This window comes from Arthrobacter sp. P4_F11, assembly GCF_056401395.1.
This window is the reverse complement of sequence record NZ_JBFUJK010000020.1, coordinates 20,421-46,522: the sequence shown is the minus strand read 5'-3', so window position 1 is coordinate 46,522 and position 26,102 is coordinate 20,421. Positions and strand designations below refer to the sequence as shown.

The following is a 26,102-nucleotide window of genomic DNA, read 5'->3' as shown; positions in this document are numbered from 1 at the left end:
CTGGTCACCTCGTTGGTCTAGTTAGTCAGTAGGCCTTCCGGCCGTCAAACTACGGTACCTAAATATGGTCTGGTTCCTCTAATTCAACACCGCAGTGTCAAACCGGAGTTTACTTTCGGTTTGGGCCGGGGCCGGGCAGGTCGCTGCCCGGCTGCGGCCGCGGCCTATGCTGCGATCGGCTGGGCGTACACCAGGCCCTTGACGATCCACATCGCCACACTCACGGCCACGAACAGCAGCAGGAAGCCGATGTCAAGCGACATTCCGCCCAACCGCAGCGGCGGGATGAGCCGGCGGAGCAGTTTGAGGGGCTTGTCCGTGACCGAATACACAGCATGGGCGGTCACTAGTGCCAAACCGCGCGGCCGCCAGCTTCGGGCAAACATCTGCACCCAGTCGTAGACCAGGCGGATGATCAATGCCACGAAAAAAAGCAACAGAGCGATATAGACGAGCCCCAAAACAATTCCCATGAGCTAACTCATATCTCCATGTTCATTCCGGATACCGAAGTGTCCTAAGGAAAGTGTCACTTCTATTTCAACACGGATAATTCCGCACGGATGCCAGGCAGGTGTCCCCGCCTGGCATCAGTACCGAATATTCGGGCCTAGCTCTGGTTGAAGAAACTTGCCTGCGTCTCGCTGACCTTCTTGTCGTCGCCAATGACTTCGATGTACGACGGCGAGAGCAGGAAGACCTTGTTGGTCACCCGTTCGATGCTGCCGCGGAGGCCGAAAACAAGACCGGCGGAGAAGTCCACGAGGCGCTTGGCGTCAGCCTCGCCCATGTCGGTGACGTTCATGATGACGGGGATGCCGTCGCGGAAGCTTTCGCCGATGAGCTTGGCGTCGTTGTACGACCGCGGATGGATGGTCGTGATTTGCCGGAGTCCGGTGGTCTCTTCGCGGCTCGATGCCGCACGCTTGATGGGTGTCACAGGTGCGCGATATTCCTCTTCAGCGGCGTGGGGCTCTTCCCGGGGGACCTCGCGGACGGGCGCCGGAGCACGTCGTTCCTCGCGGTCCTGCTCCATGGATTCGTCCTCATCCTTGTGCGGTGTGGGGTGCTCAGACTCGTAGTGTTCGTCGCCGTCGGCGAGCCCAAGATAGATCATTGTCTTGCGCAGAGCGCCAGCCATGGTCGACTCCTAATCTTGTCCGTAAGCGGGCCGCTTAGTGACTAGACAGCCTTGGAATCCCCGCCATTACCTTCCAATATGTCGAACTTACCGCAGGGCCGGACGCGGACCGAGAATATCGGAGCCAATGCGCAGGTGTGTCGCCCCGAAGCGGACGGCCTCTTCGAGGTCCTGGCTCATGCCGGCGGATATTCCCGTGGCGTACGGAAATTGTTCGGCCAGCCGCCCGGAAATGCCCGCCAGCTTTTCGAAAGCAGCCCCCGGGTCCGCCCCGAGCGGGGCAACGGCCATGACGCCGGCGAGCCTCAGCCCGCCGGCACCGGCGACCTGTTCGGCCAGCGCGGGGACTTCGCCGGGCGCCGCGCCTCCGCGGTGTGCCCCTGCTGCATCGCCGGCCTGCTCGGCCAGGCTGACCTGGATGAAACAGTCCAGGGGCGGGCGTCCGGTGCGGTCGGTTTCGACGGCCATCGCCTTGGCCAGGGCCGAGGCGACGGCTTCCCGGTCCACGGAGTGCACGGACGCGGCGTACTTCACCACGGATTTGGCCTTCTTGCTTTGGAGCTGGCCGATAAAGTGCCAGCTCAGGCCAAGGTCCTGAAGCTGCGCCGCCTTTTCCGCGGCCTCCTGGTCCCGGTTCTCCCCGACGTCGGTGACCCCCAGCGACGCCAGCCGCCGGACGTCCTGCGCAGGATGGAACTTGGTGACGACGATCAGGCGCGGTGGCGCCGCCTGCCGGCCCGCGGCGGCCACGGCGGCGTCGATCCGGCGGCGGACGGCCCCGAGGTTCGCCTCCAGCTGGGCCAGTCGGGGGCCTTCCAGCGCGTCCGTTCGGTTCTCATGATTCTCCCCCGGCGCCGTGACGGGCTGGCCGGCGTGTGCGTCGGGGCGCTGCGCCGGTTCAGTCATGGCCCTGCGCCCTATTCCCGTCAGTCCCGTCAGTCCCGTGGATGCCGTCCGTCCAAGCGAGCCCGGCGAAGCGGCCGGCGTGGCTGTTCCGGCGGTAGGAGAAGAGGGTGTCGTCCTCGAGGGTGCATCCCCCGGAGTATTCGATCGCGACGCCCGCAGCTTCCAGCTGGCTCCGCACTCCGGCCGGCAGGTCCAGGCCAGGGGTGCCGGTAGAGGTGGTGCACCAGGTGGCAGGCACGGCCGCGGCAACGTCCGCGCGCAGGCTGTCGGGGACCTCATAGCAGCGCCCGCAGACCGAGGGGCCCACCCAGGCGCTGATGCGGTCCGCACCGAGCTCCCGGAGGCGGGCCACGGCGGCTGGCACAACCCCGGCGGCGACGCCTGGCCGTCCGGCGTGGACGACGCCCAGCACCGGCGCCCCGGCCGGATCCTCGCCGACCAGCACCACCGGCACGCAGTCCGCCACCAGGACGGCCAGCGGCTCAGCCAGGGAGACCATGGCATCGGCCGTGGGCGCGGCCGGACCTTCGCCAGCGGAGTCCGCGGCCGTGGACCCGACGATGGTGGCGACGTCACTGCCGTGGACCTGGTTCATGTACCGGAAGGAGCGCCCGCCGAGCCCGGCGGCCGCTTCGAGATCCGCGCGCCGGCGGCGCACCGCCACGGGGTCGTCACCGACATGCAGTGCCAGGTTCCCGGCTCCGGCGTCGGTGAAAGCCACCCATACGCCCGCCCGGACTTCAGCCCGCCAGCAAAACAATCACAACACCGCCATCAACATGTCCGGAATACCTGCGTTCATATAATCCACCGTAACCCGCCGCAATGCAGCATGGCACCGCCGGACGGCGGTGCCATGCAGGAGCGGAACTATTTACTTCAGGAAGTCCGGGACATCCAGGTCATCGGAGTGCCGGCCGGACAGGTCCGGCTCCACGACGGCCGGAAGGTCGACGTCGAAGCCCGAATCGGCCGGTACGGCAGAGGGACGCTGCTGGCCCCAGCCGCCGTAGCCGGAGGCGCCGACGGTGGCGTGCAGCGGCTGGACCGGGGCGGAGGCGGGTGCCTGCGCCGGGGCGGGGGCGGCGGACGCGGGACGCGGCGGCGCGGCCGGCAGGGACTGGTCCATGGACGGCGAGGTGGCCTTGACGTCGTCGAAGCCGGCGGCGATGACGGTGACGCGTGCCTCGTCGCCGAGGGCGTCGTCGATCACGGCGCCGAAGATGATGTTGGCCTCCGGGTGGGCGACTTCCTGGACCAGGCGGGCTGCCTCGTTGATTTCGAACAGGCCAAGGTCCGAGCCGCCCTGGATGGACAGCAGCACGCCGTGCGCGCCGTCGATCGATGCTTCCAGCAGCGGGGAGGCGATGGCCAGCTCCGCGGCCTTCACGGCGCGGTCTTCGCCGCGGGCAGAACCGATGCCCATCAGCGCGGAACCGGCACCCTGCATGACGGACTTGACGTCGGCGAAGTCGAGGTTGATCAGGCCGGGGGTGGTGATGAGGTCCGTGATCCCCTGGACACCGGAGAGCAGGACCTGGTCGGCGGAACGGAACGCGTCCAGGACCGAGACGTTGCGGTCGCTGATGGAGAGCAGGCGGTCGTTCGGGATCACGATCAGGGTGTCGACTTCATCGCGCAGGGCGTCGATGCCGGCCTCGGCGGAGCCGGCACGGCGGCGGCCTTCGAACGTGAAGGGGCGCGTCACGACGCCGATGGTCAGGGCGCCAAGGGACCGGGCGATCCGGGCGACGACGGGGGCGCCGCCGGTGCCGGTTCCGCCGCCTTCGCCGGCGGTGACGAAGACCATGTCTGCGCCCCGGATGACCTCTTCGATTTCATCGGCGTGGTCCTCGGCGGCCTGGCGGCCAACCTCAGGGTTCGCGCCAGCACCGAGACCACGGGTCAGCTCACGCCCGACGTCGAGTTTGACGTCGGCATCGCTCATCAACAATGCCTGGGCATCGGTGTTGATGGCGATGAATTCGACGCCGCGAAGACCGACCTCGATCATGCGGTTGACTGCGTTCACGCCACCGCCGCCGATGCCGACGACCTTGATGACGGCCAAGTAATTCTGCGGAGCTGCCACGTTACGTGTCCCTTGTTCGTGTACTAATGCGAAAACTGGTCGAGTCCTGCTTGAAGCTTTGAACCTTAACCTTCGACTTGAAGGTTATAGTTATGTCAAGTAACTCATGTCTGTGACGGTATTTCCTATGCCGGGGACATTCAATAACCGCCGCCGCGTGTCGCGGGAATACCGGGCAAATAGCCCCTGTAAAAAGTCCCGAGGGCAGCTGGACGTCCGCTGGACATCCGGGCTGCGGCGGATCTGATTGCCGGCTACCGCGTGACAGGGTGCCGGGGCACGCTGACATCGTAGACCTTCACCGGGTTTTTGGGGTCGGCCGGGACCTTCAGGAGGGCAGAAAGGACCCGTGCCTTCAGCTCTTTCTCCCCCGCGTTGCCCCAGACGATTGTCTGCCCGTCGACGAGTTTGAGTTCGACGGCGTCGGCCGACGCGGCAGAGGCGTTGGAGAGCCGCGCCAGCACATCCGCCGGCAGGGCCCCCAGCACCGCCGTGATGGCCTGGAACAGGTCCTTCGGCAGCGTTCCGCTGCCGCCGTCGATCACCGGCAGCGATACCGAGGCCGCATCGGCGGTGGTGCTGAGCTGGACACCGTCGACGTCCACCAGCTGGAATGTCTTGCCCTGCTTGACCATGGCCACGGGAATGCGCTCGATGACGTGCACCTGCAGGGTGTTGGGCGGCAGCGCCTTCGCGGTGACGTCCTTGACCTGGACCAGCGGCTTGAGCAGGGCTGTGACCTCCTCCTCGCTGATCTGCGGCAGCGGCTTGCCCTGAAGAGGCGCGAGGGCGGCCTGGACCTGATCCGGGTGCAGCATCTTTGTACCCTCCACCGTGACAGTGCGCAGGGCCAGCACCGGCGAGTAGACAGCGGCCGCGACGATCCCCGCCATCAGCACGGCCACGATCCCGATGGTGCTCAGCAGGATCCGCCGGCGACGCTTGCCCTTGGGCTCGGGGAAGGAGAGCACCTTGCCGGGCCCGTTGTCCGGGGTGCCCTGCGGGTTCTGCAGGTTCTGCGGATTGCGGGACCGACCGACGGCGGTGTCCGCGGCGGTCTTGGACGCAGAAATGACATCCGTGCCCGTTCCGGCGGACGGCGGCCGGGAGCCGGATCCGCCGGTGCCGGATCCGCCACGGTAGGTGGGGCGCCTGGTGCTAGGCACCGGCGGCCTCGGCCGTCAGGGCCTCGACAATCAGAGGCCCGTAGGCCGTGACGTCACCGGCGCCGGCGGTCAGCACGATGTCCCCGGGCCCTGCGGCCGTCAGCAGTGCCTGCACAGCTTCCCCGTCGGGTCCGACAAGGCGGCCGCCTGAGCCCAGGTGCTCGGCGATCAGCCCGCTGGTGACCCCTGGAATGGGATCCTCGCGGGCAGGATAGATGTCCAGGACCAGGGCCGTGTCCGCCGTGTTGAGCGCTTCGGCGAACTCGCGGGCAAATTCGCGGGTCCGGGAAAACAGGTGCGGCTGGAAGAGCACGTGCACCTTGTGCTGCCCGGCGACGGCCCGTGCCGCGGACAGGGCGGCGCGGACTTCCGTGGGGTGGTGGGCATAGTCGTCGTAGACGCGGACGCCCCGGCCCTCCCCCTTGAACTCGAAACGGCGCGAGGCGCCGGAGAAGTGGGCCAGTGCCGCCGCAGCGGTGTCGGGCGCGACGCCGAGTTCGATCGCCACGGCGAAGGCGGCGGCAGCGTTGAGTGCGTTGTGCCGGCCCGGAACCTGGAGTTCGACGCCGAATGTGCCCGCCGTCGTCGAGATCCCCATCCGGCCAGGTCCCGCGTCGTGCAGCCGGATGGCGGCGTCGTCGGCGGTTCCGTAAAGCACCACGCGGGTGTTGCCGCGGGCCAGGGTGCGCTCCGCCAGTGCCCTGGCCCCGGGGTCGTCAGCGCACGCCACCAGGACGCCGTCCGCCGGGAGCAGGGCCGTGAAGCTGTCGAAGGAGGCATAGACGGCCTCGGCGGTGCCGTAGAAGTCCAAGTGGTCCGGCTCGACGTTGGTCACCACGGCGATCCTGGGGCGGTAGTTCAGGAAGGAGCCGTCCGACTCGTCGGCCTCGGCGACGAAGATGCCCGCCGTGCCGTGTGCCGCATTGACTCCGAGCGCCGGGACGTTGGCGCCGATCGCGAAGGACGGGTCCAGCCCGGCGCCCTGCAGCAGCACCGTGATCATGGAGGTCGTGGTGGACTTGCCGTGCGTTCCGGCGACTGCCACCACAGTGTCATCCGCCATCGTGGCGGCCAGCGCCTCGGAGCGGTGCAGCACCGGGAGTCCGGCGGCACGGGCCGCTGCGAGCTCGGGGTTGTCGGCCCGGATCGCGGAGCCGGCGACCACCGTCTGGGCGTCTCCCAGGTTGCCGGGAGCATAGCCGACGGCGATCCGCGCCCCGGCGGCCGCGAGGTCCGCCATGACGGGCAGCGACTTGGCGTCGGAGCCGCTCACCGGGATGCCGCGGGCCACCATGATGCGGGCAACGGCGGACATGCCGACGCCGCCGATGCCGATGAAGTGGACGCGGCCGAGGGATTCCAGGGCATGCGTGCCGTGTTGGGGCTGGGTCATTGCTCTACTGCTTCCTGCCGTGCTGGTTCGGGCCCTGCTGTTTCGGACGCTGCCGGTTCCCGCTGTGCTCGTTCGAAGACGCGACGTCGAGGATGAGATCGGCCATGCGCCGGTCGGCGTCGCGGATGCCGAGCTGTTCGGCGCTGGCTGCCATCCGGGCCAGCCTGTCCGTGTCCAGCAGCAGGGGAATGATGTTCCCGCTGATCCAGTCGGCGGAGAAGGCCTTGTCATCGACGATCAATGCGCCTCCCGCGGCGACCAGGCCCGCGGCGTTCAGCGCCTGCTCGCCGTTGCCGATGGGCAGGGGCACGAAAACGGCAGGCACGCCCACGGCGGCCACCTCGCAGACCGTGGCGGCTCCGGCACGGGCCAGCAGCAGGTCCGCCGCGGCATAGACGGTTTCCATGCCGTCGACGTACTCCACCTGCCGATAGCCTGGCGCGGCGAGCGGTTTGCCGTCGGCGTCGTGGACGGACTTGCCGCGGCCGGTGATGTGCAGGGTCTGCACGCCGGCGTCGGCGAGGGCCCCTACGGCCGCAGCGAGGGACCGGTTGATGCTCTGGGCGCCCGAGGACCCGCCCGTGACGATGAGCGTCGGCCGGTCCGCGTCCAGGCCGAGCGCCTGCCGTGCACCGGCCCGGGCGGCCGCGCGGTCGAGGCCGGAAATTTCGGGGCGCATGGGCATGCCTACGTGCCGGGCGGCGCGGCCCAGTTTGGTCGCGGCGAAGGCCACTGCCACGTGGGCGCCGAGGCCTGCGCCAACGCGGTTAGCCAGGCCGGGACGGGTGTTGGCCTCGTGGACCACGATCGGGATCTTCCGGCGCCGGGCAGCGAGGTACATCGGTGTGCACACGTACCCGCCGACCCCCACCAGGACGTCGGCGCCTGCCTCGTCCAGGATTGAACCCGCCTGCTTCACCGCACCGGCCATCCGGCCCGGCAGCCGGAGCAGGTCCGCGGAAGGCCTGCGCGGAAGCGGGACACGGCTGATGGTGGCAAGGTCCAGGCCGGCCGCCGGGACGAGCCGCGCTTCCATTCCGCCGGGGGTCCCGACAGCCAGGAGCTGCACTCCGGGCCGGGACTTCCGGAGGGCGCCGGCGATTGCCAGCAGCGGGCTGATATGGCCGGCGGTTCCGCCGCCGGCAAGGACTACGGACAAGGGCGACTCGGTGTTCATGAAGGGCTGTTTACGCTTTCGTACGGTTCTTGGCGGCGGGGCTCTTGGCGGGGCTCTTGGTGGCGGGGCTCTTGGCGGGGCTCTTGCCTGCGGGGGCCTTGGGTCGGGCTGCCGTGCGGGCGGCGGACCGGCTGGAGGCCGTGCTGGCGGCGGACCGGCTGGCGGCAGTCCTTGCAGCCCGGGCAGCGCGGGCCCTCCGGACGGAATTAGCGAAGGCGGCCGGGCCGAACCTGAGCATCTTCTTCGGCTGCATGCCGGGGTCCATCTGGGCCCGGGCCAGGGACAGGACGACGCCGATTGCGCACAGCGACATCAGCAGGGCCGAGCCGCCATAGGAAATGAAGGGCAATGGGACACCGATCACCGGTGCCAGCCCGGTGACCACGGCCATGTTGACGCTGGCCTGGCCCAGCAGCCAGACCATGATCGTGCCGGCCAGGACGCGGTGGAAGACATCGTGCTGGGCGACGACCACGCGGTAGATGGCGGTGCCGAGGATGGCGAACAGGACCAGGACGACGATCGTGCCGACCAGTCCGAGTTCCTCGCCGATGATCGCGAAAATGAAGTCGTTGTGTGCTTCCGGGATCCAGCTGTACTTCTGCCGGCTCTGGCCCAGTCCGACACCGAACCAGCCGCCGGATGCGAGCCCGTACAGGCCGTTGGTGGACTGGTAGTTCAGGTCGGAGCCGTCGGCGCAGGTCTGGCCCGTCCATGACAGGATGCGGCACATCCGGTTCGGGCTCGTGACGGCGAGGATCGTCGCGCCAAGGGCCAGGACCGCCCCGGCGAAGCCGAAAAGGTACAGCCGCACGCCGGCGAAGAACAGCGCGGCGGCCACGATGATCATCACGATCATGGCCGTCCCGAGGTCGTTTCCGGCCAGGATGAGGCCCAGGACCGCAATGGCGCCCGGGAGCACGACCGGAATGAGCGCGTGGCGCCATTCGTGGAGGAGCTTGGCCTTGCGGTCAAGCACGGTGGCCATCCAGAGCGCGAGGGCAAGCTTGGCGGCTTCGGAGGGCTGGAACGTGAACGGACCGACGTCGATCCAGTTCTGGTTGCCCAGCGCGCTGCGTCCCACGAGGAGAACAAGGCCCAACAGCGCAATGGCCAGGAAGATGAGCGGCCAGGCAAAGCGCCGTAGCCAGACGACGTTCACGCGGGAGAGGACAAGCATCGCGAAGACGCCAATCGCGGCGAATCCGCCCTGTTTGAGGGCGGCCGAGTACGGCGACTCCCCCGCGGCGATGGCTTCCACGCTGGAGGCCGAGAGGACCATCATGATCCCGATCGCCGTCAGCGCCAGGGTGGAGCCAAGGATCAGGTAGTACGTGGATCCGTTGCGGGACTTGCCGGTGCCTTCCAGCGCGGACCAGAATCCGCGGCTCCAGGCACGCACCCGGGCAGCGGGGGTGACGGCGGGGCCGCCGGCCGTTGGCCGTGCCGCCGAAGGGGCCGGACGGCCGGCGGGCGTGCCACTACTGGCCCCGCCTGCGGCGGATCGTGTCGTCGTCGTACGTGTGGGCGTGCTGACCATTGTTACTCCTCGCTGGTCTGAGCCTGCCCTTCCACGAGCTCGTGGACAGCTTCGATGAAGGCATCGCCACGGTGAGCATAGGAAGAGAACTGGTCCATGGAAGCAGCCGCCGGGGCCAGCAGCACAGTGTCCCCGGAGGCGGCCAGCTGCGCCGCCGAGGCAACGGCCTGGGCCATCACAGTCTCGCCGAAAATCGGCGAAGGGCCTGCGTCGGCTTTGGCCGTACCGGCAGTCTGCACGTCTTCAGTCTCGCCCTTGCCCTGCCCGATCACGGGGACATCCGGCGCGTGTCGCTTCAGGGCGGCCTGCAGGTCGCTGGAGTCCGCGCCGATCAGGACCACGGCCTTGAGCCGGCTGCCCTGTTCCTGGATCAGGGAGTCGTAATTCACGCCCTTGGACAAGCCTCCCGCGATCCACACCACATTCTGGAACGCGGACAACGAGGCGGCGGCGGCGTGGGGGTTGGTGGCTTTGGAATCGTTGATCCACAGCACACCCTCATGCCGGGCCACCAGCTGGATCCGGTGGTCTCCCGGAAGGTAGTTCAGCAGGCCCTGGCGCACAGCCGATGGCTCCACCCCGTAGGCCCTGACCAGGGCAGCGGCTGCCAGCGCGTTGGCCACCATGTGGCGCGGCGCCACCGGTCCCAGGTCGGCGATCGAGGCGAGTTCGGCCGCGCTGTCCTTGCGTTCGGCGATGAACGCCCGGTCAACCAGCAGCCCTTCCACGACGCCGAGCATGCTGATGGCCGGGGTCAGTGTGGTGAATCCCACGGCCCGGCAGCCTTCCACCACGTCCGCGTCCTCGACCATGCGTTCGGTCTCGATCTGCTCGGCGTTGTAGATGCACGCCTTCTGCGTGTTCGCGTAGACCTTGGCTTTGTCGGCCAGGTAGGAGGCGTAGGAGCCATGCCAGTCCACGTGGTCTTCAGCGACGTTGAGGCACACGCTGGCCACCGGCGACACCGAGTGGCTCCAGTGCAGCTGGAAGCTGGACAGTTCCACCGCGAAGGCGTCGTAGTCCACGGGATCGCGCAGGGCGTCCAGGATCGGGGTTCCGACGTTGCCTACGGCGATCGCTTTCAGGCCGGCGGCCTGAAGCATGGATTCGGTCAGGCCGACCGTGGTGGTCTTGCCGTTGGTGCCGGTGATGGCCAGCCAGTCGGCGGTCTTGCGTCCCTCGCGTTCGCGGAGCCGCCAGGCGAGCTCGACGTCGCCCCACACCGGAATGTGCGCCCGCGCCGCTGCGGCGAGCAGGGCCTGGTCCGGGCGCCAGCCCGGGGAAGTGACCACCAGGTCCGGCTTCTGCCCGTCGATCTTCGGAACGGACTCCACCGCTTCCTCGCCCAGCAGGACGTCCACGGCGCCGACGATCCGGAGCGTGTCGGCCTGGGCCAGCGCCTTGGCGCTGGTGGCGGCGTCCACCACCACCACCCGGGCGCCGAGTTCAATGAGGGTGTCGGCGGCGGCGAATCCGGAGACGCCGATGCCGGTGACCACGACGCGCAGGCCGGCCCAGTCGGAATCCCAGGTGGTGAGTCCCTGCAGCCGGGGCGAGGTGGTGAGCGGGGCGGGGATGGGACTGGTCACAGCAGCACCACCCATTCGGCGTAGAAGATGCCCAGGCCGGCGGCGACAAACAACCCGGACAGGATCCAGAACCGGACCACCACCGTGACTTCGGCCCAGCCCTTGAGTTCGAAGTGGTGCTGGAGCGGTGCCATCTTGAAGAACCGTTTGCCCTTGGTGATTTTGAAGTAGCCCACCTGGATGATGACCGAGAGCGTGATGAGGACGAAGAGCCCGCCGATGAAGGCCAGCAGCAGTTCAGTGCGGGACAGGATCGCGAAGGCTGCGACGGCGCCGCCGATGGCTAGAGAGCCGGTGTCGCCCATGAAGATCTTTGCTGGCGAGGTGTTCCACCACAGGAACCCGACCATCGCCGCGCTCAGGATGGCGGCCAGCAGGGCCAGGTCCAGAGGGTCGCGGACCGAGTAGCAGCCGCTGCCGGCCTGCCTCGGGGATCCGCAGGCCTGATTGCTTTGCCAGATGCCCATGAGCGTGTAGGCCCCGAACACCATGACGGAAGCGCCGGCGGCCAGGCCGTCGAGGCCGTCGGTGAGGTTCACGCCATTGGTCGCGGCCGTGACGATCAGGTTGGACCACAGCACGAACAAGATGGCGCCGAGCACGGTTCCGGCGAACGCGAGGTTAAGCCACGGAATATCGCGCACCAGCGAGATCTGGGTGGACGCCGGGGTCAGGCCCGCGGCATTCGGGAAGTTCAGCGCCAGCACGGCAAAGATGATGCCAACGGCGCCCTGGAGGATCAGCTTGGCCTTGGCGTCCAGGCCCAGGCTGCGCTGTTTGGAGATCTTGATGAAGTCATCCAGGAATCCGACCAGCCCCATGCCCACCATGAGGAAGAGCAGGAGAAGCCCGGAGGCGCTTGGCCCCGGTGAGTGCGGGTTCATCATCCACATGATCAGGTGCGTGAGCCCGTAACTGACCAGGACCGCCACGACCACCACGGTACCGCCCATTGTGGGTGTGCCCCGCTTGGTGTGGTGGGAGGTGGGTCCGTCGTCCCGGATGAATTGTCCGTAGCCCTTGCGGACCAGGAACCGGATGAACAGCGGGGTGCCCACAAACGCGAGGAGCAGCGCCATTCCGGCGCCCATCAGCAGTGCAATCACAGCTGTGCACTCCCTTCTGTGGCGGTGGCAGCAGTTCCCTCAGCAGGTCGCTCGGGAGAGTCTTGGGTGGCATGTGGGGGTAATGCTATCCGATCCCCCAAGTGGCGCAGCCCGATGCCGTTCGATGACTTGAACAGGACCAGGTCGCCGGGCTGGAGCTCGGCTTGGAGAAGCTCGTAGGCCTCGTCCGCCGTCTCGGCGAAAACGCATTCGTCGCCCCAGGAGCCTTCGTTGACGGCGGAGACATACAGCGACCGCGCCTCCCGGCCCACCACGACGAGCCGCGAGATGTTCAGCCGCACCACCTGGGTGCCGACTGCCATGTGCTCGCGGATGGAATCCGGGCCCAGTTCCAGCATGGCGCCCAGGACCGCCCAGGTGCGGCGGCCGCGGCCCAGTTCGGCCAGCGTCCGCAGTGCTGCCCGCATGGACTCCGGGTTGGCGTTGTAGGCATCGTTGATGACAGTCACGCCGTCGGGACGCTCCGTGCGCTCCATCCGCCAGCGGCTGGCGGCGGTCTGCGCGCTGAGCGAGGCCGCGATCTGCGCGCCGGGGATGCCGGCCGCGTGCGCCGCGGCCGCGGCCGCGAGGAGGTTGGCCATGTGATGGGCGCCGATCAGCTTGGCGGCGACGTGGTGCCGGGTTGGTCCTTGCTGTGCCGTCACCTCGGCGGGCAGGTAGAGCTCAAATTCCGGGTGGCCGTCGGCGTTCAGTTCCACATCCGCGGCTCTCACCACATCGGCTTGGGCCACGTCGGCCTGGATGGTGTTGTCCGGGCCGGTGCCGGCCGCGCGTGAGGTGTAGCCGAGCACGCGGGCCCGGGTCCGGGTGGCCATCGCGGCGACGCGGGAGTCGTCCAGGTTCAGCACGGCGGTGCCCCCGGCCGGGAGCGCCTCCACGAGTTCGCCCTTGGCGACAGCGATGTTCTCGACGCCGCCGAACTCGCCGGCGTGGGCGGAGCCGACGCCGAGGACGACGCCGATCTCCGGCCGGACCATGTCCGCGAGGTATTGGATGTGGCCGATGCCCGTGGCGCCCATCTCGATGACGAGGTAGCGGGTGTCGAAGTCGGCTTTGAAGACTGTGAGCGGCACGCCGATCTCGCCGTTGTAGGACCCTTGCGGTGCAACTGTGGCACCTTCGGCGCCGGCGGCCGTGAAGATTCCGGCGAGCAGGTCCTTCGTGGTGGTCTTGCCGGCGGAGCCGGTGATGCCGACCACGGTGAAAGCGGCGCCGGCCGCGGCGCGGCTGGTGCGGATCCGGCGGACGGCTTCGGCGGCCAGCGCGCCCATGGCGAGGACAGCGTCCTCAACGACGACGGCGGGATAGTCCGTTCCGGCGGCGTCGGCCACTTCGCGCTCCACGAGCGCCAATACGGCACCCCGGTCAAAGGCTGCGCCGACGAAGTCGTGTCCGTCGGCGTTCTCCCCCGGTTTGGCCACATAGAGGGAACCCGCCGTGGCCTCGCGGGAGTCGGTCACCACGGAGGCGGGGGTAATTCCCGGTTCCGCGGCGAGCCGGCCGTTGGTTATGTCGGCGATTTCCGCCGCTGTAAATGCAATCATCTCGGTTTAGGACTCTATCCGGTGGTCTTCGAGAACGGTGAATCCCCGTGCTGTCAAGGCGTTCCGAAGCTCCACCCGGTCATCCAGTGCCAGGTTGACTCCCTTGACTTCCTGCCAGACCTCGTGCCCGCGCCCGGCTACGAGGATGGTGTCCCCGGCTCCGGCGAGCTCTACGGCCTTCAGGATGGCGGCGTCGCGCGGGAAGACCTCCAGGACTGTGCAGTCCAGGCCTTCGTCATCCTTGGCCGCCAGGGCCCCGGCAAGGACGTCCGCGCGGATGGCCGCCGCGTCCTCGTCGTGGGGATCGTCGTCGCTGACAATCACGGTGTCCGCCAGCCGCGCCGCGATGGCCCCCATCGCGGGGCGTTTGCCCTGGTCCCGCTGTCCGGTGGCGCCGAAAACGATGATCACTTTGGATCCGGGTTCCGGGGACCGGACGGCTTCGAGGGCACGGGCCAGCGCGTCGGGGTTGTGCGCGAAGTCCACCACGGCGGCCGGGGCCGTGGACACGAGCTGCATCCGGCCCGGCACCGCAACGGTGAAGGGATCCGCGGCGTCGAGGGCGGCCTGCACCGCGGCCGGCTCGTGGCCGCCGGCGAGGACCATCACTGTGGCCAGCGCTGCATTGGCGACATTGAAGCCGCCCGGCAGGCCCGTGTGAACGCGCAGCTCGGCGCCGTCGCGGTGCCGGAGGACGAAGTCGGAGCCGAGGCCCCGCGGAGCAGTCCGGGCAACGGTCCAGTCCGCGGTCCCGTCGGCGTCAGCCGGCCCGGCGCCGTCGGCCCCGGCCGTGACCAGGGTCGTGACCGGGATTTCGGCGGCGGCCGCGAGCTTGCGGCCCCAGTCATCATCGATGGTCACGACGGCGGCGCGGGCGCGTTCCGGCGTGAACAGCCGGGCTTTGGTCTGGAAGTATTCCTCCATGGTCCCGTGCAGGTCCAGGTGGTCCTGGGTGAGGTTCGTGAAGCCGGCGACGTCGAACACCACGGCGTCGACGCGGTGGAAGGACACGGCGTGCGAGGAAACCTCCATGGAGGCGGCATCGAGCCCGCGTTCGCGCATGAGCGCCAGCAGCGCGTGCACATCCGTGGATTCGGGCGTGGTCAGCAGGCTCGGTATCGGCTCCCCGCCGGCCAGGATCTCAATCGTCCCGATCAGCCCGGTCCGCTTGCCCAGCGCCCGCAGCAGGGCATTGATGAAATAGGTGGTGGTGGTCTTGCCGTTGGTGCCTGTCACCCCGAAGAGGGCCGGCGCCCCGGCGCCGTCGGGCCTGCTCTGGTAGATGAGCGCGGACAGCCGGCCGACCACGCTGCGCGGCTCGTGGGCCAGCAGCACCGGGACGGCGATGTCATGGCCCAGGGCCAGCAGGCGCGCCCCGGCGTCGTCTGTCAGGACCGCCACGGCGCCAGCGTCGACGGCCTGGGACACGAAGTCGGCCCCGTGCCGTGTGGCGCCCGGCAGGGCCACGTACAGGTCTCCCGGGCGGACGGACCGGGAGTTCAGGGAGATCCCGATGACCTGGACGGAGCCGGACGCACCGGGAACGGCGACGCCAATCGCCGCGCCAATGGCTGCCAGCGGCACTGCGGCAACCGCAGTGGGCCGGAAGCCCTGGGTGGAGTCATGGCCGGACGGCGCGGAAGCATCGGGGTCGGTGAGCTCTGACAAAGTGGATCTCCGTTGTGGTGCTAGTGGATCGGGCACTGAACTAATCGGGCACTGAAAAAAATCGGGCACTGAAAAAAATCGGGCACTGAATGAATCGGCACTGGTAGATCGGGACCTGCGCACGCGGAAATGCTCCGGCGCGCAGGCAATGGGTGTGGCGTCGGCTGGTGACTTCCGGGTGCCAGGTGGAACAGGCGCTACTTGGCGTACTGCGGCAGCCGCGCGGGTTCGCCGGTGGAGGGCTGGACGTTGAATGTGCGCAGCGTCTGGCTCATCACCGAACGGAACACCGGTCCGTTGGTGATTCCGAAGATGCTTCCCTTGGGCCGTTGCAGGACCACCTCAACAATAAACCGCGGATCGTCCATGGGCGCCATTCCGATGATGGAGGCTGTATAGCCGCAGAACCCTGATTTGCCGTCGTCGCAGGGCGATTCGGATGTGCCGGTCTTGGCACCCACCCGGTACCCGTCGATGGCAGCCTCTTTGATCTCACCCTCGGTTACGGCGCTCTCAAGGATGTCGCGGACCTGTTTGGCCGTCTCCTTGGAGACGACCTGCTGCGGAGCCTTGGCCGGGACTTTTTCCTCGGCACCGTCCGGGTTGATGTAGCTGTCGATCAACCGGGGCTGGAGCATCACGCCGTCGTTGGCGATGCTCTGGTAGGCCCGGACGGTCTGGAGGGTGGTTTGGGCGACGCCCTGGCCGAAGAGCACGGTGTACTGCTGGCGCCCGTCCCACTGGTCGGCCGGGGTCAGGATGCCCTTGGATTCGGCCGGCAGACCGATGTCGGGGGCCTCTCCGATGCCGAACTTCCGCAGCCACTCATAACGCTGTTCCTTGCTCAGCCGCTGGCCCACCATGACTGTGCCCGTATTCATGGAGTAGCCGACAATGCCCGCCAGCGTCCGCTGCTCGGTGCCGTGTTCGAACGCGTCGCTGAAGGTCTGGCCGTCCACGGTGTAGGTCGGTGGAATGGTGAACCTGTCCAGAGGGCTGGACTTCCCTTCCTGGATCGCCGCTGCGGCCGTGATCATCTTCTCCACCGAGCCGGGCTCGTAGGCGGCGGTGACTGCCCGGACCCCGCGGTCCTCGGCGGCAACCTTGCCGGGGTCGTTCGGATCCGGGGAGTCGGTATCGGCCATGGCGACGATGTTTCCGGTCTTGGCGTCCTGGACCACAATCACACCCCACTCGGCGCTGAGCTTGTCCTTCTGGCTTTGGATCGCCTGCTGGGAAAAGTACTGCAGGTCCGAGTTCAGCGTGAGTTTGATGTCCTTGCCGTTCACCGCCGGCGTCAATTGGTCCACGCCCACCGGTATGCGCAGTCCGTCGGCGCCGATTTCAAACAGCCGCTTGCCCGGTGTGCCTTTGAGTACCTCGTCCTGGGTCTGTTCGAGGCCCGCCTGTCCGGTGCTGCCGTCCTTGAGGAAACCCACAATTCCGCCGGCCACGGAGCCGTTGGGATACACCCGCTTGCTGGTGCCTTCGGTGACGACGCCGGGAATCTGCAGCTTGGACACCTTATCCTCGACGTCCGGCTTCAGGTCCTTGGCCACGATGTAGTAGCGCTGGGTTCCTGTCAGGGCATCGCGGAGGGTGCCGCGGTCCATGCCGAGCACGGCGGCGAGTTCGGAGATGCCCTGGTCCCGGGTGACCTTGACGAGTTCGTCCTTGCCGTTGATGGTCTCGAACCGGCGGAAGGATTCGGTCTTGGTATTGACTGTCTGGTCCACCACGACGTTGTAGCGGATGACGCTGCTGGCCAGGACCGCGCCGGAGGAATCAAGGATGCTGCCGCGCTCCGCGGGCAGCACGGTGGGCGTGAGCCGGTTGTTGAGGGCGGCCTCAGCCAGTCCCCCGATGTCCAGGCCCTGGACCATGAACAGCTTGCCGCCGACCACCAGCAGGAGCGCCAGCATGATGCCCAGCCCCACGCGGAGCCGCCGGGTGGGGTTTGGGGCTTTCGCCTTGCTTGCCCTGCCGGAGTTCTTCGCCACGGTGAGTCCTTGCTGCTTGCCTTGCTGGTGGTCAGTGAACGTTACTGCCCCGGCGTCTTCTGTGCGGGGGCGGGAACCGAGCCGCCGTGGAGCTCCACGGCGGGGGCGGCGGGTTTCGGTACGGGCTTCACAGCTGCCGGCGCCTTGTCTGTGTCCGCCGGTTTGGTGTCTGCCGGCTTGGTGTCCGCCGCCTTGCGCTGGGCGAGAGGCTCGTTCTCCGTGGCCGGCGGGACCACCGTGAGCTGCCCGGCGACGGCCGGTGCAGCGATGACGGCGCCCGGGGCATCACCCTTGACGGCCGGCTTGGCCTTGCCGGTGACGTTGAGGGTGGAGAGGTCGATCTGGCCCTTGGCGACCGAAGCCACCATGCCCAGCTCCGTGGCCTTGGCCGCCAGGTTCTGCGGGGCGTCGAAGTTCTGCACCTGCTGGGTGAGGTCCTGGTTCTGCTTGGTCAGTGTGGTCTGTTCACTGCGGAGCTGGACCAGCTGGTACTGGGCGGAGGAAACGGAGATGTTCAGGACCAGCACGGCCATAAGGGCAATCGCCAGGAGTCCGAAGCAGAGCACCACGAACGGTGCGCGGCGCTTGCGCGGCACGGATCGGACCACCGACAGCGGGGTGCGTGCCTTGCGGGGCTGGTCAAGGCCGGGGCGGAGGCCGGGCAGGGCACGGGCAGTGGCGTCCTGGGCAACGGGGTAGCTGTTGACGGCGGCGGTGCTCATGCGGCTCTCCTGGCTTTGATGCGTTCGACGGCGCGCAGCCGGGCGGAAGCTGCGCGGGGGTTTTCGGCGATTTCAGCGGCGGTGGGTACCTCGGTGCCCTTTGTCAGGGTTTTGAGTTCGGCTTTGTGCTCTTCGAGTTCGACCGGGAAGCCGAGCGGCGCCGAGGACTTCGATCCGGCCTGGAAGAAGCCCTTGACGATCTTGTCTTCCAGGGAGTGGTAGGACATGACCACCACGCGGCCGCCGAGGGCGATGGCCTCGATCGCTGCCGGGATGGCGCGCTCGAGGACGTCCAGTTCCTCGTTGACCTCGATCCGGAGCGCCTGGAAAGTGCGCTTCGCGGGGTGGCCGCCGGATTTGGCGGCACCGGCTGGCACCACGGCCCGGATCTGGTCGACCAGTTCGCCGGTGGTGGTGAAGGGCTTTTCGGCGCGCGCGGCCACGATCCTGTTCGCGATGCGGCCGGCGAACTTCTCTTCGCCCCACTTCCGGATGATCCGGACGAGTTCTTCTTCGCTGTAGTTATTGACGACGTCGGCGGCCGTCTGGCCCCGGCTGGTGTCCATCCGCATGTCCAGGGGCGCGTCGAAGGAGTAGGCGAAGCCGCGCTCCCGCTCGTCCAGCTGGAGCGACGATACGCCGAGGTCCATGAGCACACCGTGGACTTCGGTGAAGCCCAGGTCTTCGAGGACGTCCGGGATTTCGTCGTAGACGGCGTGAACGAGGTCGGTCCGGTTCTCGAAGGGCGCCAGCCGGGCCCCCGCCAGTGCCAGGGCCTCCTCGTCGCGGTCGATGCCGATCAGGTGAAGGTCCGGGAAGCGCTCCAGGAGGGCCTCGGAGTGTCCGCCCATGCCGAGCGTCGCGTCGATCACCACGGGGGTCTCGCCGCGGCTCCGTGCGGCGTCGATGCCGGGGGCCAACAAATTGATGCACCGGTCCTTGAGGACCGGTACATGGCGTTCGGACGTCGGCTTCGCCTGGTCGGGATCCGTCATGCCTTCGTCCTTTCGTTGGCCTTGTTTGTTTTTGAGCTTGGCTTGTTGAGCTTTGCTGGTTGCGGATTGCTTGGTACTGCTCTTACGCAACGTTCCTTGGTCCAGATCCCCATCCGCGCCTATCCTGCGCCGGCCTGGCTCCGGGGAAGTGAGCCAGGACAACAACCGGATGGGCGGCTGGAGATCTCGATCAAGGAACGTTGTTTGCTGGTGGATCAGTGGGGGTTCAGAGAATCCCCGGGATGGCGTCGTCTGTTTCCGAGAAGGCGGTTTCCTTTTCGGCCAGGTACTCATTCCAGGCTTGGGCGTCCCAGATCTCTGCCCGGGATCCTGCGCCAATGACGGCGAGTTCCCGGCCAAGACCTGCATACTCCCGGAGCGCCGGCGGAATCGTCACGCGCCCCTGCTTGTCAGGTACCTCGTCCGAGGCTCCAGAGAGGAAAACACGGATGTAGTCACGTGCCTGCTTGGAGGAAATTGGAGCCTCCCGCATCTGCTCGTGAACCCGGCCGAATTCCGCCTCACTGAAGACGTAGATGCAACGCTCCTGGCCCCTTGTGAGAACCAGCCCGCTGGCAAGTTCCTCTCGGAACTTCGCGGGGAGGATAATTCGACCTTTTTCATCCAGACGCGGCGAATGTGTGCCGAGAAACACGGCCCACCGCCTGTCTGTTTTAGGAAGTCCAACGTCCCCTGTGCTGCCACTACCCTCTTACGTCCTCCACATTACTCCACATCGCTCCACAGTCAACGACACGCCCGGGATGTTTAGACAATTCTGCGGATGTTTATCCCCCTTCTTCCCAGCATTTGCAGGGAATCGGGACTGGCGGGGGAAAGTGGAGCGATTTTTCCCTGCTTGCCTCCCACCCCGCACCGATTGACGCGGCGCACCGGCGCGGGAGCGAATAATTCGGCGCGGTTGTCCCTTATTACGGCGCCATCGAAGCCAAATTCCAGCAATGCTGCAGCAAAGGTGCCGGAAATTACCGCCTTAAATGGCGAAAGACCCGCCGAAGCGGGTCTCGCGCCGCTCCCCGGCGGACCGGTGGCGGGAAGTGGAGGACTTTACGGGGCCGTCACTGAGCGGTTTAGGACTCGCCCCCGTGCCGTTCGTCCCAGCGCTGCTCGAGGTTGCTCATGAACGAACTCCGGGGCTTGCCCTGCTTGCGTCCGCCGGCTGCCCTGGACTTGCCCACCGCAGAACTGCGCATCGTGGCGAAATAGACTCCGGCGCCCATCACAACAAAGCCGAGGACCCCGACAAAGATGTTCTGCATCGACACCCCGACCAACAACAGCAGGACGCCCGCGAGAGTCGCGAGCACGCCGATGACTAGGTGGCGGGTGGACCATGAGCGTCCGGGGACCGATCCCATTGAGCTTGCAAACTTTGGGTCGTCCTCATGCAGCTGCTTCTCAAGTTGCTCCAGCAACTTCTGTTCGTGTTCCGAGAGCGGCATCACGACCTCCTCAAGTCTGCCAACGTCCGGGCATGACGTGGCCATTGCCCTAATTCCCTAACGCCCGGGATTCCGAAGTGGTTCCCCCGTCACCGCCATTGGTGAAAAGGGGGGCAATTCAGCTCTCCCGCGCCGGTCTTAGCTGGCCAGGTCGCCCGAACGGTCGATCCAGTAGTCCTAAACCTAGGTATTAATAAGGATAGATTGTCGCGGCCTGTTCTGAAAGACAGTCTTAAGGCCCTTTCGCCGCCGGAACACTTGGGAACGGGCGGCCCGCCGGGGTTCCGGCCGGGCTTACTCGGGGGCGCCCCCGGAATCCAGGAGCCGGGCCGGAAGGACTGACTTGTTGCCGAACTTCCGGGTGACAGCATCGAGGGCTTGTTCGGCGGCCCGCCAGTTGTCGTCCCGGCGGTCAAGACTGAGCTGAAGCGGGGCATCGGCGGCCTCTTCCAGCTGCTCGGCGCGGATGCCGACCAGCCGGACCGTCATGGGCCGCTCACCCACCGATTCCAGGAGCTGCACCGCCACCGCGTACAGGAGTTGGGCGCTGTCGATCGGTGTGCTCACGGTGCGGCTGCGGGTAATAGTGGAAAAGTCGGCGTAGCGCAGCTTGAGAGCCACGGTGCGGGCGTGCATGCCGGCACTGCGGAGGCGCTCCGCCGTCCGGTGCGAAAGCCGCAGCAGCTCCCTGTGAAGCAGCGCGTCATCCGCGGTGTCGGTGGCGAACGTCTCCTCGGCACCAATGCTCTTTTCCAGGCGGACCGGCGTCACGGGCCGTGGATCGATGCCCCAGGAGAGCCGGTAGACATGCTCCCCCGATGCGCCCAGCAGCTTGCGCAGGGAAGGCAGCGGCGACGCGGCCACGTCCGCCACCGTCCTGATGCCCCGGCGGGCCAGCACCTCCACGGTCTTGCCGCCGACTCCCCAGAGCGCACTGACGGGAAGGCTGTGCAGGTAGGGAACGGTTTCCTCCGGCCTGATCAGCAGCAGTCCGTCCGGTTTGCAGCGGGTGGACGCGATCTTGGCCACAAACTTGCTGGCGGCGATGCCCACTGATGCCGTAATGCCCAGCTCCCGGAACACGCGTGCCCTGATGAGTTCGCCAATCTCCCGTGGCGGCCCGAGCCTCCGGATGGCTCCCCCGACGTCCAGGAACGCCTCATCAACGCTGAGCGGCTCGACGAGGTCGGTGATGGAACCAAAGATTGCCATGATCTGGCCGGACACTTCGTAGTACAGCTTGTGGCGGGGCTCGATGATGACAGCAGAGGGGCACATCCGCGCCGCCACCACCATGGGCATCGCTGATCTGACGCCGAAGGCGCGGGCCTCATAGGATGCGGAGAGCACCACGGAGCGGTCTGCCGGGTAGCCCACAATCACGGGCTTTCCCTTCAGCTCGGGCCGGCTGCGCAACTCCACGGAGACGAAGAAGGCGTCCATGTCCACGTGCATGATGCTGCTGCGCCGCAGTTCCAGCAGGGAGTCCCCTCCCAGGCTGCCGGCGGGCTGGACCTGGGGCTGTGCATTCGAGGGCCCGTTGGGGTGCATATTCGTCTGCACTGTCTGCTGATTCTCTGCGTCCGGCCCCACGTCTTCAATCCTATGCCCGGGGACTGACTAAACTGGAGGCTGATTCCGCTTCAACCCCAGGAGGAAAGTCCCTGTGAAGGTATTTGGACAGCGCAAACGTGCCGCAGCCGCCATCGCGGCGGCTGGCGCGCTATTGGCCTTGGCCGCATGCACGCCTGCCGGCACCGGGAGCCCGGCGGCGTCGCCGGCGTCGACCCCGGACGCCTCTGCGCAGTCCTCCACCACGGCTCCCCCCAGCCCTTCCGCGGCGCCCGGCACGTCAGCCACAGTCGGCGCCCTCGTGCCCGGCTTCCCGCAGAAACTCCTGCCGCTGATGCCCGGGGCACAGGTGGTCTCCAGCAGCTTCGACAAAACCACGGTGCCGGCAACCGCGGCACTGGTCGGCAGCATCACCGCCCCCGCCGCCGATGTCCTGGCTTTCTACGCCAAGGGGCTGCAGGCGCAGGGCTTCAAGCCCGTACCCGGGGAAACCGTCGGTGCCCTGCCGTCCAAGGACTTCCTGCGCGGGGACAACGAAACCGTGAACATCTCCGTCATGCAGACAACTGGGGTGTCCACGTTCACGATCGGTGCGAACGTCGCTGCCGAGTCCGTCAAGTGAGTCTCGCCGAACAGCTGCGGCTCGAGCAGGCGGATTACGTGGCCGCCGTCGCCGGCAAGCTCACCGAGTTCCTGACCAGCCGCCAGGCAGTTATGGCCTCGATCTCCCAGGACATCGATCCGCTCATGGGCTCGATCTCAAACCTGGTCACGGGCGGAAAGCGCCTGCGGGCGCTCATGTGCTACTGGGGGTGGCGCGGCGCGGGCGGAGAAGCCGGCGCGGCCGAGGTGGTCACGGCCGGCTCGGCCCTGGAGCTGTTTCAGGCCGCGGCCCTGATCCACGATGACATCATTGACCGCTCGGACACCCGCCGGGGCGGACCCAGCGTCCACCGCAGGTTCATTGAACTGCATGAGGCCCAGGGCTGGGCGCTGGACAGCGAGCGGTTCGGCCACGCGGCAGCGATCCTGACCGGGGATCTGTGCCTGTCCTTCAGCGAGGAATCGTTCACGGAGATCGGACACCGGGCAGCCTCCGGCAGCCCGGCACGGCTGATCTTCAACCTCATGCGCGCAGAAGTCATGGCCGGGCAGTACCTCGACATCCTGGAAGAGGTCGCCGGGCCCCGGCGGGACCGCGCCGGGGCAGTCAGCCGGGCCCAGTCCATCATCCGGTTCAAGTCGGCCAAATATTCCACCGAGCACCCGCTCGCCCTCGGCGGCGCCCTGGCCGGCGCCGGCGACGAGCTGCTGCGCGGCTATTCCGCCTTCGCGCTGCCGCTCGGCGAGGCGTTCCAACTGCGGGACGATGTCCTTGGCGTCTTCGGTGACCCCGTCACCACCGGCAAACCTGCCGGGGACGATCTCCGTGAGGGCAAGCGCACGGTCCTGGTGGCCTTCGCCCTGGACCAGGCCTCGGCGGCTGAATCAGAGTTCATCGACGCCAAGCTGGGCAGCCCCGATCTCGGCGATGCGGACATCGAGGAGATCCGGCGGATCATCGTGGACTGCGGTGCACTCCAGGCCACGGAAGTGCTCATCGAGGAGTTCGGCAAGGCCGCCTTCGCCGCCCTGGACCTGCTGCCGCTTCAGGAGCTGCCCAAAACCGCGCTCCGGAGGCTGGCAGAAGCCACGGTCAGCCGCGCCGCTTAGCCCGGCCCCTCACGGCAGTACCGCCTTTTATAGGGTGCCTGGAAACGCCGCGGGCCGTGCACGGTGCAAGAGCAGTGCACGGCCCGTCAGGCACGTCCGGGGGATGCTGCCGGCGCAGTTGCTGCCGGTGTGCTTTTACCAGGCCAGTGATTGTGCCCTGCGGCGAATTTCGGTCTTGCGCCCTTCCCGCAGGGCGTCAATGGGCCGGCCGCGGAGGGAATCGTCCGGCGTAAAGAGCCAGTTGATCAGTTCCTCATCCGAGTATCCGGCGTCTGAGAGAACAACGATGGTGCCTTTCAGGCTCTCCACCGCATGCCCGTCCTGGATGAAAGCCGCAGGCACGGACCGGATGCGCCGGTCGCCGATTCTCACGGCCGCCAGCGCACGCTCGTCCAGCAATGCATGGACCTTGGTGATAGATACGTTCAGAAGCTGTGCGACATCGGGCAGGGGCAGCCATTCGCCCACGAGGCTTTCTACATTACTCACGCATAAAGATTGCCATGGCCGGTGCCCCGCCGCCTAGTCGGCATCCGCAGAATTCACCCTGCGGCCATGGCCGGTCCCGCCCAGCCGGAATGCCGCCCGGCAACACCGAGGGACTCCACTGGAACGACTTTCGGGCGACACTCCACCGGAATCCGGTTTGCGGAATGTCAAACGGTTCTTGTGCTAATTGCCAATTCATGAGAGATTCACATAGATCACATTTGTAACAGAAATAACTTTTGTCACACTGGTAACACCAGTTCTACCGGCCTGACCGCAGCGTTGCCGCTGAGAAGAGGATCTTTCCAATGACAACCTCACGTTCGCCACAGCTCCGTCCGGGGCGCAGCCTGCCGCTTATCGCGGCGACGACGGCGGCGCTTCCCGCCGTCGTGCTTTCCTCCCTGGCGATCGCCCAGCCTGCCGCAGCCGAATCGCGGGTGCGGTCGGTCCCGGCAACGCTCGCGGCAGCCATGCGTGCCCAGGCGAAGGCTGACGCGGCGACATCCCTGAAGGCGGCAGTGATCCCGGCTGCCTCCGTCCCGGTGACGCTGCCGAGCGCCTTGCGGCCCGCGCAGGCGGCTGCTCCGGCCGTCTACACGATCGCCCGCGGCGACACCATCAGTGCCATTGCCGGCCGCTACGGCCTGGACACGTTTGCCGTGCTCAAGCTGAACAACCTGCAGGCGAACACCATCATCTACCCGGGGCAGAAGATCAAGCTCACGGGCTCGTCGCCGGCGCCGGCAGCGCCCAAGCCGTCCGCACCGGCGAAGTCGACGCCGACAACGCCCGCCTCGGGCGGCAGCGTGTACGTCGTTAAGTCCGGCGACACCCTGAGCGCCATCGCCACCCGCCACGGCGTTGGGCTTTCCGAGATCTTCAAGTGGAACGGGCTCGGGATGAGCTCCGTGATCTATCCCGGCCAGAAGGTCAAGGTCGGCGGCGGTTCCAGCGCGCCGGCCCCCTCCGCACCGGTGACGGCCGCCGCACCCAAGCCGTCGGCGCCCGCGCCGGCCAGTTCCGGCTCCTACACCATCAAGGCCGGCGACACCCTCTCGGGCATCGCGGCCCGCAACGGTGTCAGGCTCTCGGACGTCCTGTCGGCCAACCGGCTGACAATGTCGAGCATCATCTACCCCGGCCAGAAGCTCGTCATCCCCGGCGCGTCGACCATCGCACCGGCATCGAGCACGCCTGCCACCACCACGCCCCTCGTGCCCAGCACGTTCCTCGGGTTCAGCTACCCGGCCGCGGTGGTCAGCTCGGCCAACCAGAACAAGGCGCTGCTCAATGCCTCTCCGGTGCCCACCCGCCAGCAGATGAAGTCGATCGTGGCGGACACGGCCCGGCGCATGGGCGTGGACGCCAGCCTTGCACTGGCTTTTGCCTTCCAGGAATCCGGCTTCGACCAGCGTGCCGTGTCACCGGCCAATGCGATCGGCACCATGCAGGTCATCCCGTCCTCCGGCGAATGGGCTTCCGATCTGGTGGGCCGCAAGTTGAACCTGCTCGATCCGTACGACAACGCCACGGCAGGCATCGCGATCATCCGCCAGTTGGTCCGCACGAGCCCGGATGTGGACACCGCAATTGCCGGCTACTACCAGGGCCAGTACTCGGTGAGCCAGAACGGCATGTTCGAGGACACCAAGGGCTACGTCGCCGCCATCAAGGCCAACCGGCAGCTGTTCGGCTAAACCCGGCCGTTCGGCCAACTACAGACTCCAGCACAGGCTCCCTTTCGGCGGAGCGTGACGCTACGGGCCCGGATCGCATGTTGATTCGGGCCCGTTTCTGTCCAG

The 26,102-nt window shown here is 67.3% G+C and carries 23 protein-coding genes; 3 read left to right on the top strand and 20 right to left on the bottom strand.

Annotated features, from left to right (window positions below; genetic code table 11):
• Window positions 1-164: 164 nt before the first annotated feature.
• From AC1DRO_RS18960 to dinB, 19 genes are all read right to left on the bottom strand, one after another.
• A complete protein-coding gene (locus AC1DRO_RS18960; protein ID WP_028275875.1) occupies window positions 165-473 on the bottom strand; it encodes a YggT family protein in 309 nt (102 codons plus the stop codon).
• A gap of 137 nt (window positions 474-610) precedes the next feature.
• The gene (locus AC1DRO_RS18955) at window positions 611-1,141 is read right to left on the bottom strand and encodes a cell division protein SepF (RefSeq protein WP_026266243.1); all 531 of its coding nucleotides are present in this window, start codon (window positions 1,139-1,141) and stop codon (window positions 611-613) included.
• Between the two features lie 87 nt (window positions 1,142-1,228).
• Window positions 1,229-2,047: a YggS family pyridoxal phosphate-dependent enzyme gene (locus tag AC1DRO_RS18950; RefSeq protein ID WP_476952013.1), complete on the bottom strand. Its 819-nt coding sequence runs from the start codon at window positions 2,045-2,047 to the stop codon at window positions 1,229-1,231.
• A complete protein-coding gene (locus tag AC1DRO_RS18945) occupies window positions 2,040-2,807 on the bottom strand; it encodes a purine nucleoside phosphorylase YfiH/LACC1 family protein (RefSeq protein WP_476952012.1) in 768 nt (255 codons plus the stop codon). Before AC1DRO_RS18945 ends, AC1DRO_RS18950 begins: the two co-directional genes overlap by 8 nt.
• 114 nt (window positions 2,808-2,921) lie before the next feature.
• The gene (gene ftsZ / locus AC1DRO_RS18940) at window positions 2,922-4,139 is read right to left on the bottom strand and encodes a cell division protein FtsZ (RefSeq protein ID WP_476952011.1); all 1,218 of its coding nucleotides are present in this window, start codon (window positions 4,137-4,139) and stop codon (window positions 2,922-2,924) included.
• Between the two features lie 254 nt (window positions 4,140-4,393).
• Window positions 4,394-5,305 (bottom strand): cell division protein FtsQ/DivIB, encoded by a 912-nt coding sequence (locus AC1DRO_RS18935; protein WP_476952010.1) that lies wholly within the window; start codon window positions 5,303-5,305, stop codon window positions 4,394-4,396.
• Window positions 5,298-6,698: a UDP-N-acetylmuramate--L-alanine ligase gene (murC, locus tag AC1DRO_RS18930; RefSeq protein ID WP_476952009.1), complete on the bottom strand. Its 1,401-nt coding sequence runs from the start codon at window positions 6,696-6,698 to the stop codon at window positions 5,298-5,300. Before murC ends, AC1DRO_RS18935 begins: the two co-directional genes overlap by 8 nt.
• A 4-nt stretch (window positions 6,699-6,702) precedes the next feature.
• Window positions 6,703-7,875 (bottom strand): undecaprenyldiphospho-muramoylpentapeptide beta-N-acetylglucosaminyltransferase, encoded by a 1,173-nt coding sequence (murG, locus tag AC1DRO_RS18925; protein ID WP_476952008.1) that lies wholly within the window; start codon window positions 7,873-7,875, stop codon window positions 6,703-6,705.
• Between the two features lie 10 nt (window positions 7,876-7,885).
• Entirely contained in the window at window positions 7,886-9,415 is a 1,530-nt protein-coding gene (gene ftsW / locus AC1DRO_RS18920) for a putative lipid II flippase FtsW (protein ID WP_476952007.1), read from the bottom strand.
• A gap of 2 nt (window positions 9,416-9,417) precedes the next feature.
• Entirely contained in the window at window positions 9,418-11,019 is a 1,602-nt protein-coding gene (gene murD, locus AC1DRO_RS18915; protein WP_476952006.1) for a UDP-N-acetylmuramoyl-L-alanine--D-glutamate ligase, read from the bottom strand.
• Window positions 11,001-12,110, bottom strand: a complete 1,110-nt coding sequence (gene mraY, locus AC1DRO_RS18910; protein ID WP_028275881.1) for a phospho-N-acetylmuramoyl-pentapeptide-transferase — start codon at window positions 12,108-12,110, stop codon at window positions 11,001-11,003. The genes murD and mraY overlap by 19 nt, the downstream gene beginning before the upstream one ends.
• The gene (locus AC1DRO_RS18905) at window positions 12,107-13,675 is read right to left on the bottom strand and encodes a UDP-N-acetylmuramoyl-tripeptide--D-alanyl-D-alanine ligase (RefSeq protein ID WP_476952005.1); all 1,569 of its coding nucleotides are present in this window, start codon (window positions 13,673-13,675) and stop codon (window positions 12,107-12,109) included. Before AC1DRO_RS18905 ends, mraY begins: the two co-directional genes overlap by 4 nt.
• 6 nt (window positions 13,676-13,681) lie before the next feature.
• Entirely contained in the window at window positions 13,682-15,343 is a 1,662-nt protein-coding gene (locus AC1DRO_RS18900; protein ID WP_476952004.1) for a UDP-N-acetylmuramoyl-L-alanyl-D-glutamate--2,6-diaminopimelate ligase, read from the bottom strand.
• Between the two features lie 197 nt (window positions 15,344-15,540).
• Window positions 15,541-17,343: a peptidoglycan D,D-transpeptidase FtsI family protein gene (locus AC1DRO_RS18895; RefSeq protein WP_476952003.1), complete on the bottom strand. Its 1,803-nt coding sequence runs from the start codon at window positions 17,341-17,343 to the stop codon at window positions 15,541-15,543.
• A gap of 41 nt (window positions 17,344-17,384) precedes the next feature.
• A complete protein-coding gene (ftsL, locus tag AC1DRO_RS18890) occupies window positions 17,385-18,065 on the bottom strand; it encodes a cell division protein FtsL (protein ID WP_476952002.1) in 681 nt (226 codons plus the stop codon).
• Window positions 18,062-19,060, bottom strand: coding sequence for a 16S rRNA (cytosine(1402)-N(4))-methyltransferase RsmH (gene rsmH / locus AC1DRO_RS18885; protein WP_476952001.1), 999 nt, complete (start codon window positions 19,058-19,060; stop codon window positions 18,062-18,064). The genes ftsL and rsmH overlap by 4 nt, the downstream gene beginning before the upstream one ends.
• Before the next feature lie 226 nt (window positions 19,061-19,286).
• The gene (gene mraZ, locus AC1DRO_RS18880; RefSeq protein WP_028275887.1) at window positions 19,287-19,715 is read right to left on the bottom strand and encodes a division/cell wall cluster transcriptional repressor MraZ; all 429 of its coding nucleotides are present in this window, start codon (window positions 19,713-19,715) and stop codon (window positions 19,287-19,289) included.
• 436 nt (window positions 19,716-20,151) lie between these two features.
• A complete protein-coding gene (locus AC1DRO_RS18875) occupies window positions 20,152-20,523 on the bottom strand; it encodes a DUF3040 domain-containing protein (RefSeq protein ID WP_476952000.1) in 372 nt (123 codons plus the stop codon).
• Window positions 20,524-20,817: 294 nt separating this feature from the next.
• Entirely contained in the window at window positions 20,818-22,074 is a 1,257-nt protein-coding gene (gene dinB, locus AC1DRO_RS18870; RefSeq protein WP_476952025.1) for a DNA polymerase IV, read from the bottom strand.
• A gap of 115 nt (window positions 22,075-22,189) precedes the next feature.
• On the opposite strand from dinB, the gene AC1DRO_RS18865 reads away from it, so the two are divergent.
• Window positions 22,190-22,717, top strand: a complete 528-nt coding sequence (locus tag AC1DRO_RS18865) for a hypothetical protein (RefSeq protein ID WP_476951999.1) — start codon at window positions 22,190-22,192, stop codon at window positions 22,715-22,717.
• Window positions 22,714-23,808: a polyprenyl synthetase family protein gene (locus AC1DRO_RS18860; protein WP_079553917.1), complete on the top strand. Its 1,095-nt coding sequence runs from the start codon at window positions 22,714-22,716 to the stop codon at window positions 23,806-23,808. Before AC1DRO_RS18865 ends, AC1DRO_RS18860 begins: the two co-directional genes overlap by 4 nt.
• A gap of 135 nt (window positions 23,809-23,943) precedes the next feature.
• On the opposite strand, the gene AC1DRO_RS18855 is transcribed toward AC1DRO_RS18860, so the two are convergent.
• The gene (locus AC1DRO_RS18855; RefSeq protein WP_026266238.1) at window positions 23,944-24,297 is read right to left on the bottom strand and encodes an Rv2175c family DNA-binding protein; all 354 of its coding nucleotides are present in this window, start codon (window positions 24,295-24,297) and stop codon (window positions 23,944-23,946) included.
• A gap of 308 nt (window positions 24,298-24,605) precedes the next feature.
• Here AC1DRO_RS18855 and AC1DRO_RS18850 point away from each other — a divergent pair, with 308 nt between their 5' ends.
• The gene (locus AC1DRO_RS18850) at window positions 24,606-25,997 is read left to right on the top strand and encodes a lytic transglycosylase (protein WP_476951998.1); all 1,392 of its coding nucleotides are present in this window, start codon (window positions 24,606-24,608) and stop codon (window positions 25,995-25,997) included.
• Window positions 25,998-26,102 lie beyond the last annotated feature (105 nt).

What these genes read in the sequence shown, in the direction of transcription:
- AC1DRO_RS18960 (WP_028275875.1), bottom strand. Translation starts at nt 473, where the DNA reads ATGGGAATTGTTTTGGGGCTCGTCTATATCGCTCTGTTGCTTTTTTTC.
- AC1DRO_RS18955 (WP_026266243.1), bottom strand. Translation starts at nt 1,141, where the DNA reads ATGGCTGGCGCTCTGCGCAAGACAATGATCTATCTTGGGCTCGCCGAC.
- AC1DRO_RS18950 (WP_476952013.1), bottom strand. Translation starts at nt 2,047, where the DNA reads ATGACTGAACCGGCGCAGCGCCCCGACGCACACGCCGGCCAGCCCGTC.
- murC (WP_476952009.1), bottom strand. Translation starts at nt 6,698, where the DNA reads ATGACCCAGCCCCAACACGGCACGCATGCCCTGGAATCCCTCGGCCGC.
- murG (WP_476952008.1), bottom strand. Translation starts at nt 7,875, where the DNA reads ATGAACACCGAGTCGCCCTTGTCCGTAGTCCTTGCCGGCGGCGGAACC.
- ftsW (WP_476952007.1), bottom strand. Translation starts at nt 9,415, where the DNA reads ATGGTCAGCACGCCCACACGTACGACGACGACACGATCCGCCGCAGGC.
- murD (WP_476952006.1), bottom strand. Translation starts at nt 11,019, where the DNA reads ATGGGTGGTGCTGCTGTGACCAGTCCCATCCCCGCCCCGCTCACCACC.
- AC1DRO_RS18905 (WP_476952005.1), bottom strand. Translation starts at nt 13,675, where the DNA reads ATGATTGCATTTACAGCGGCGGAAATCGCCGACATAACCAACGGCCGG.
- ftsL (WP_476952002.1), bottom strand. Translation starts at nt 18,065, where the DNA reads ATGAGCACCGCCGCCGTCAACAGCTACCCCGTTGCCCAGGACGCCACT.
- rsmH (WP_476952001.1), bottom strand. Translation starts at nt 19,060, where the DNA reads ATGACGGATCCCGACCAGGCGAAGCCGACGTCCGAACGCCATGTACCG.
- AC1DRO_RS18875 (WP_476952000.1), bottom strand. Translation starts at nt 20,523, where the DNA reads ATGCCGCTCTCGGAACACGAACAGAAGTTGCTGGAGCAACTTGAGAAG.
- dinB (WP_476952025.1), bottom strand. Translation starts at nt 22,074, where the DNA reads ATGCACCCCAACGGGCCCTCGAATGCACAGCCCCAGGTCCAGCCCGCC.
- AC1DRO_RS18850 (WP_476951998.1), top strand. Translation starts at nt 24,606, where the DNA reads ATGACAACCTCACGTTCGCCACAGCTCCGTCCGGGGCGCAGCCTGCCG.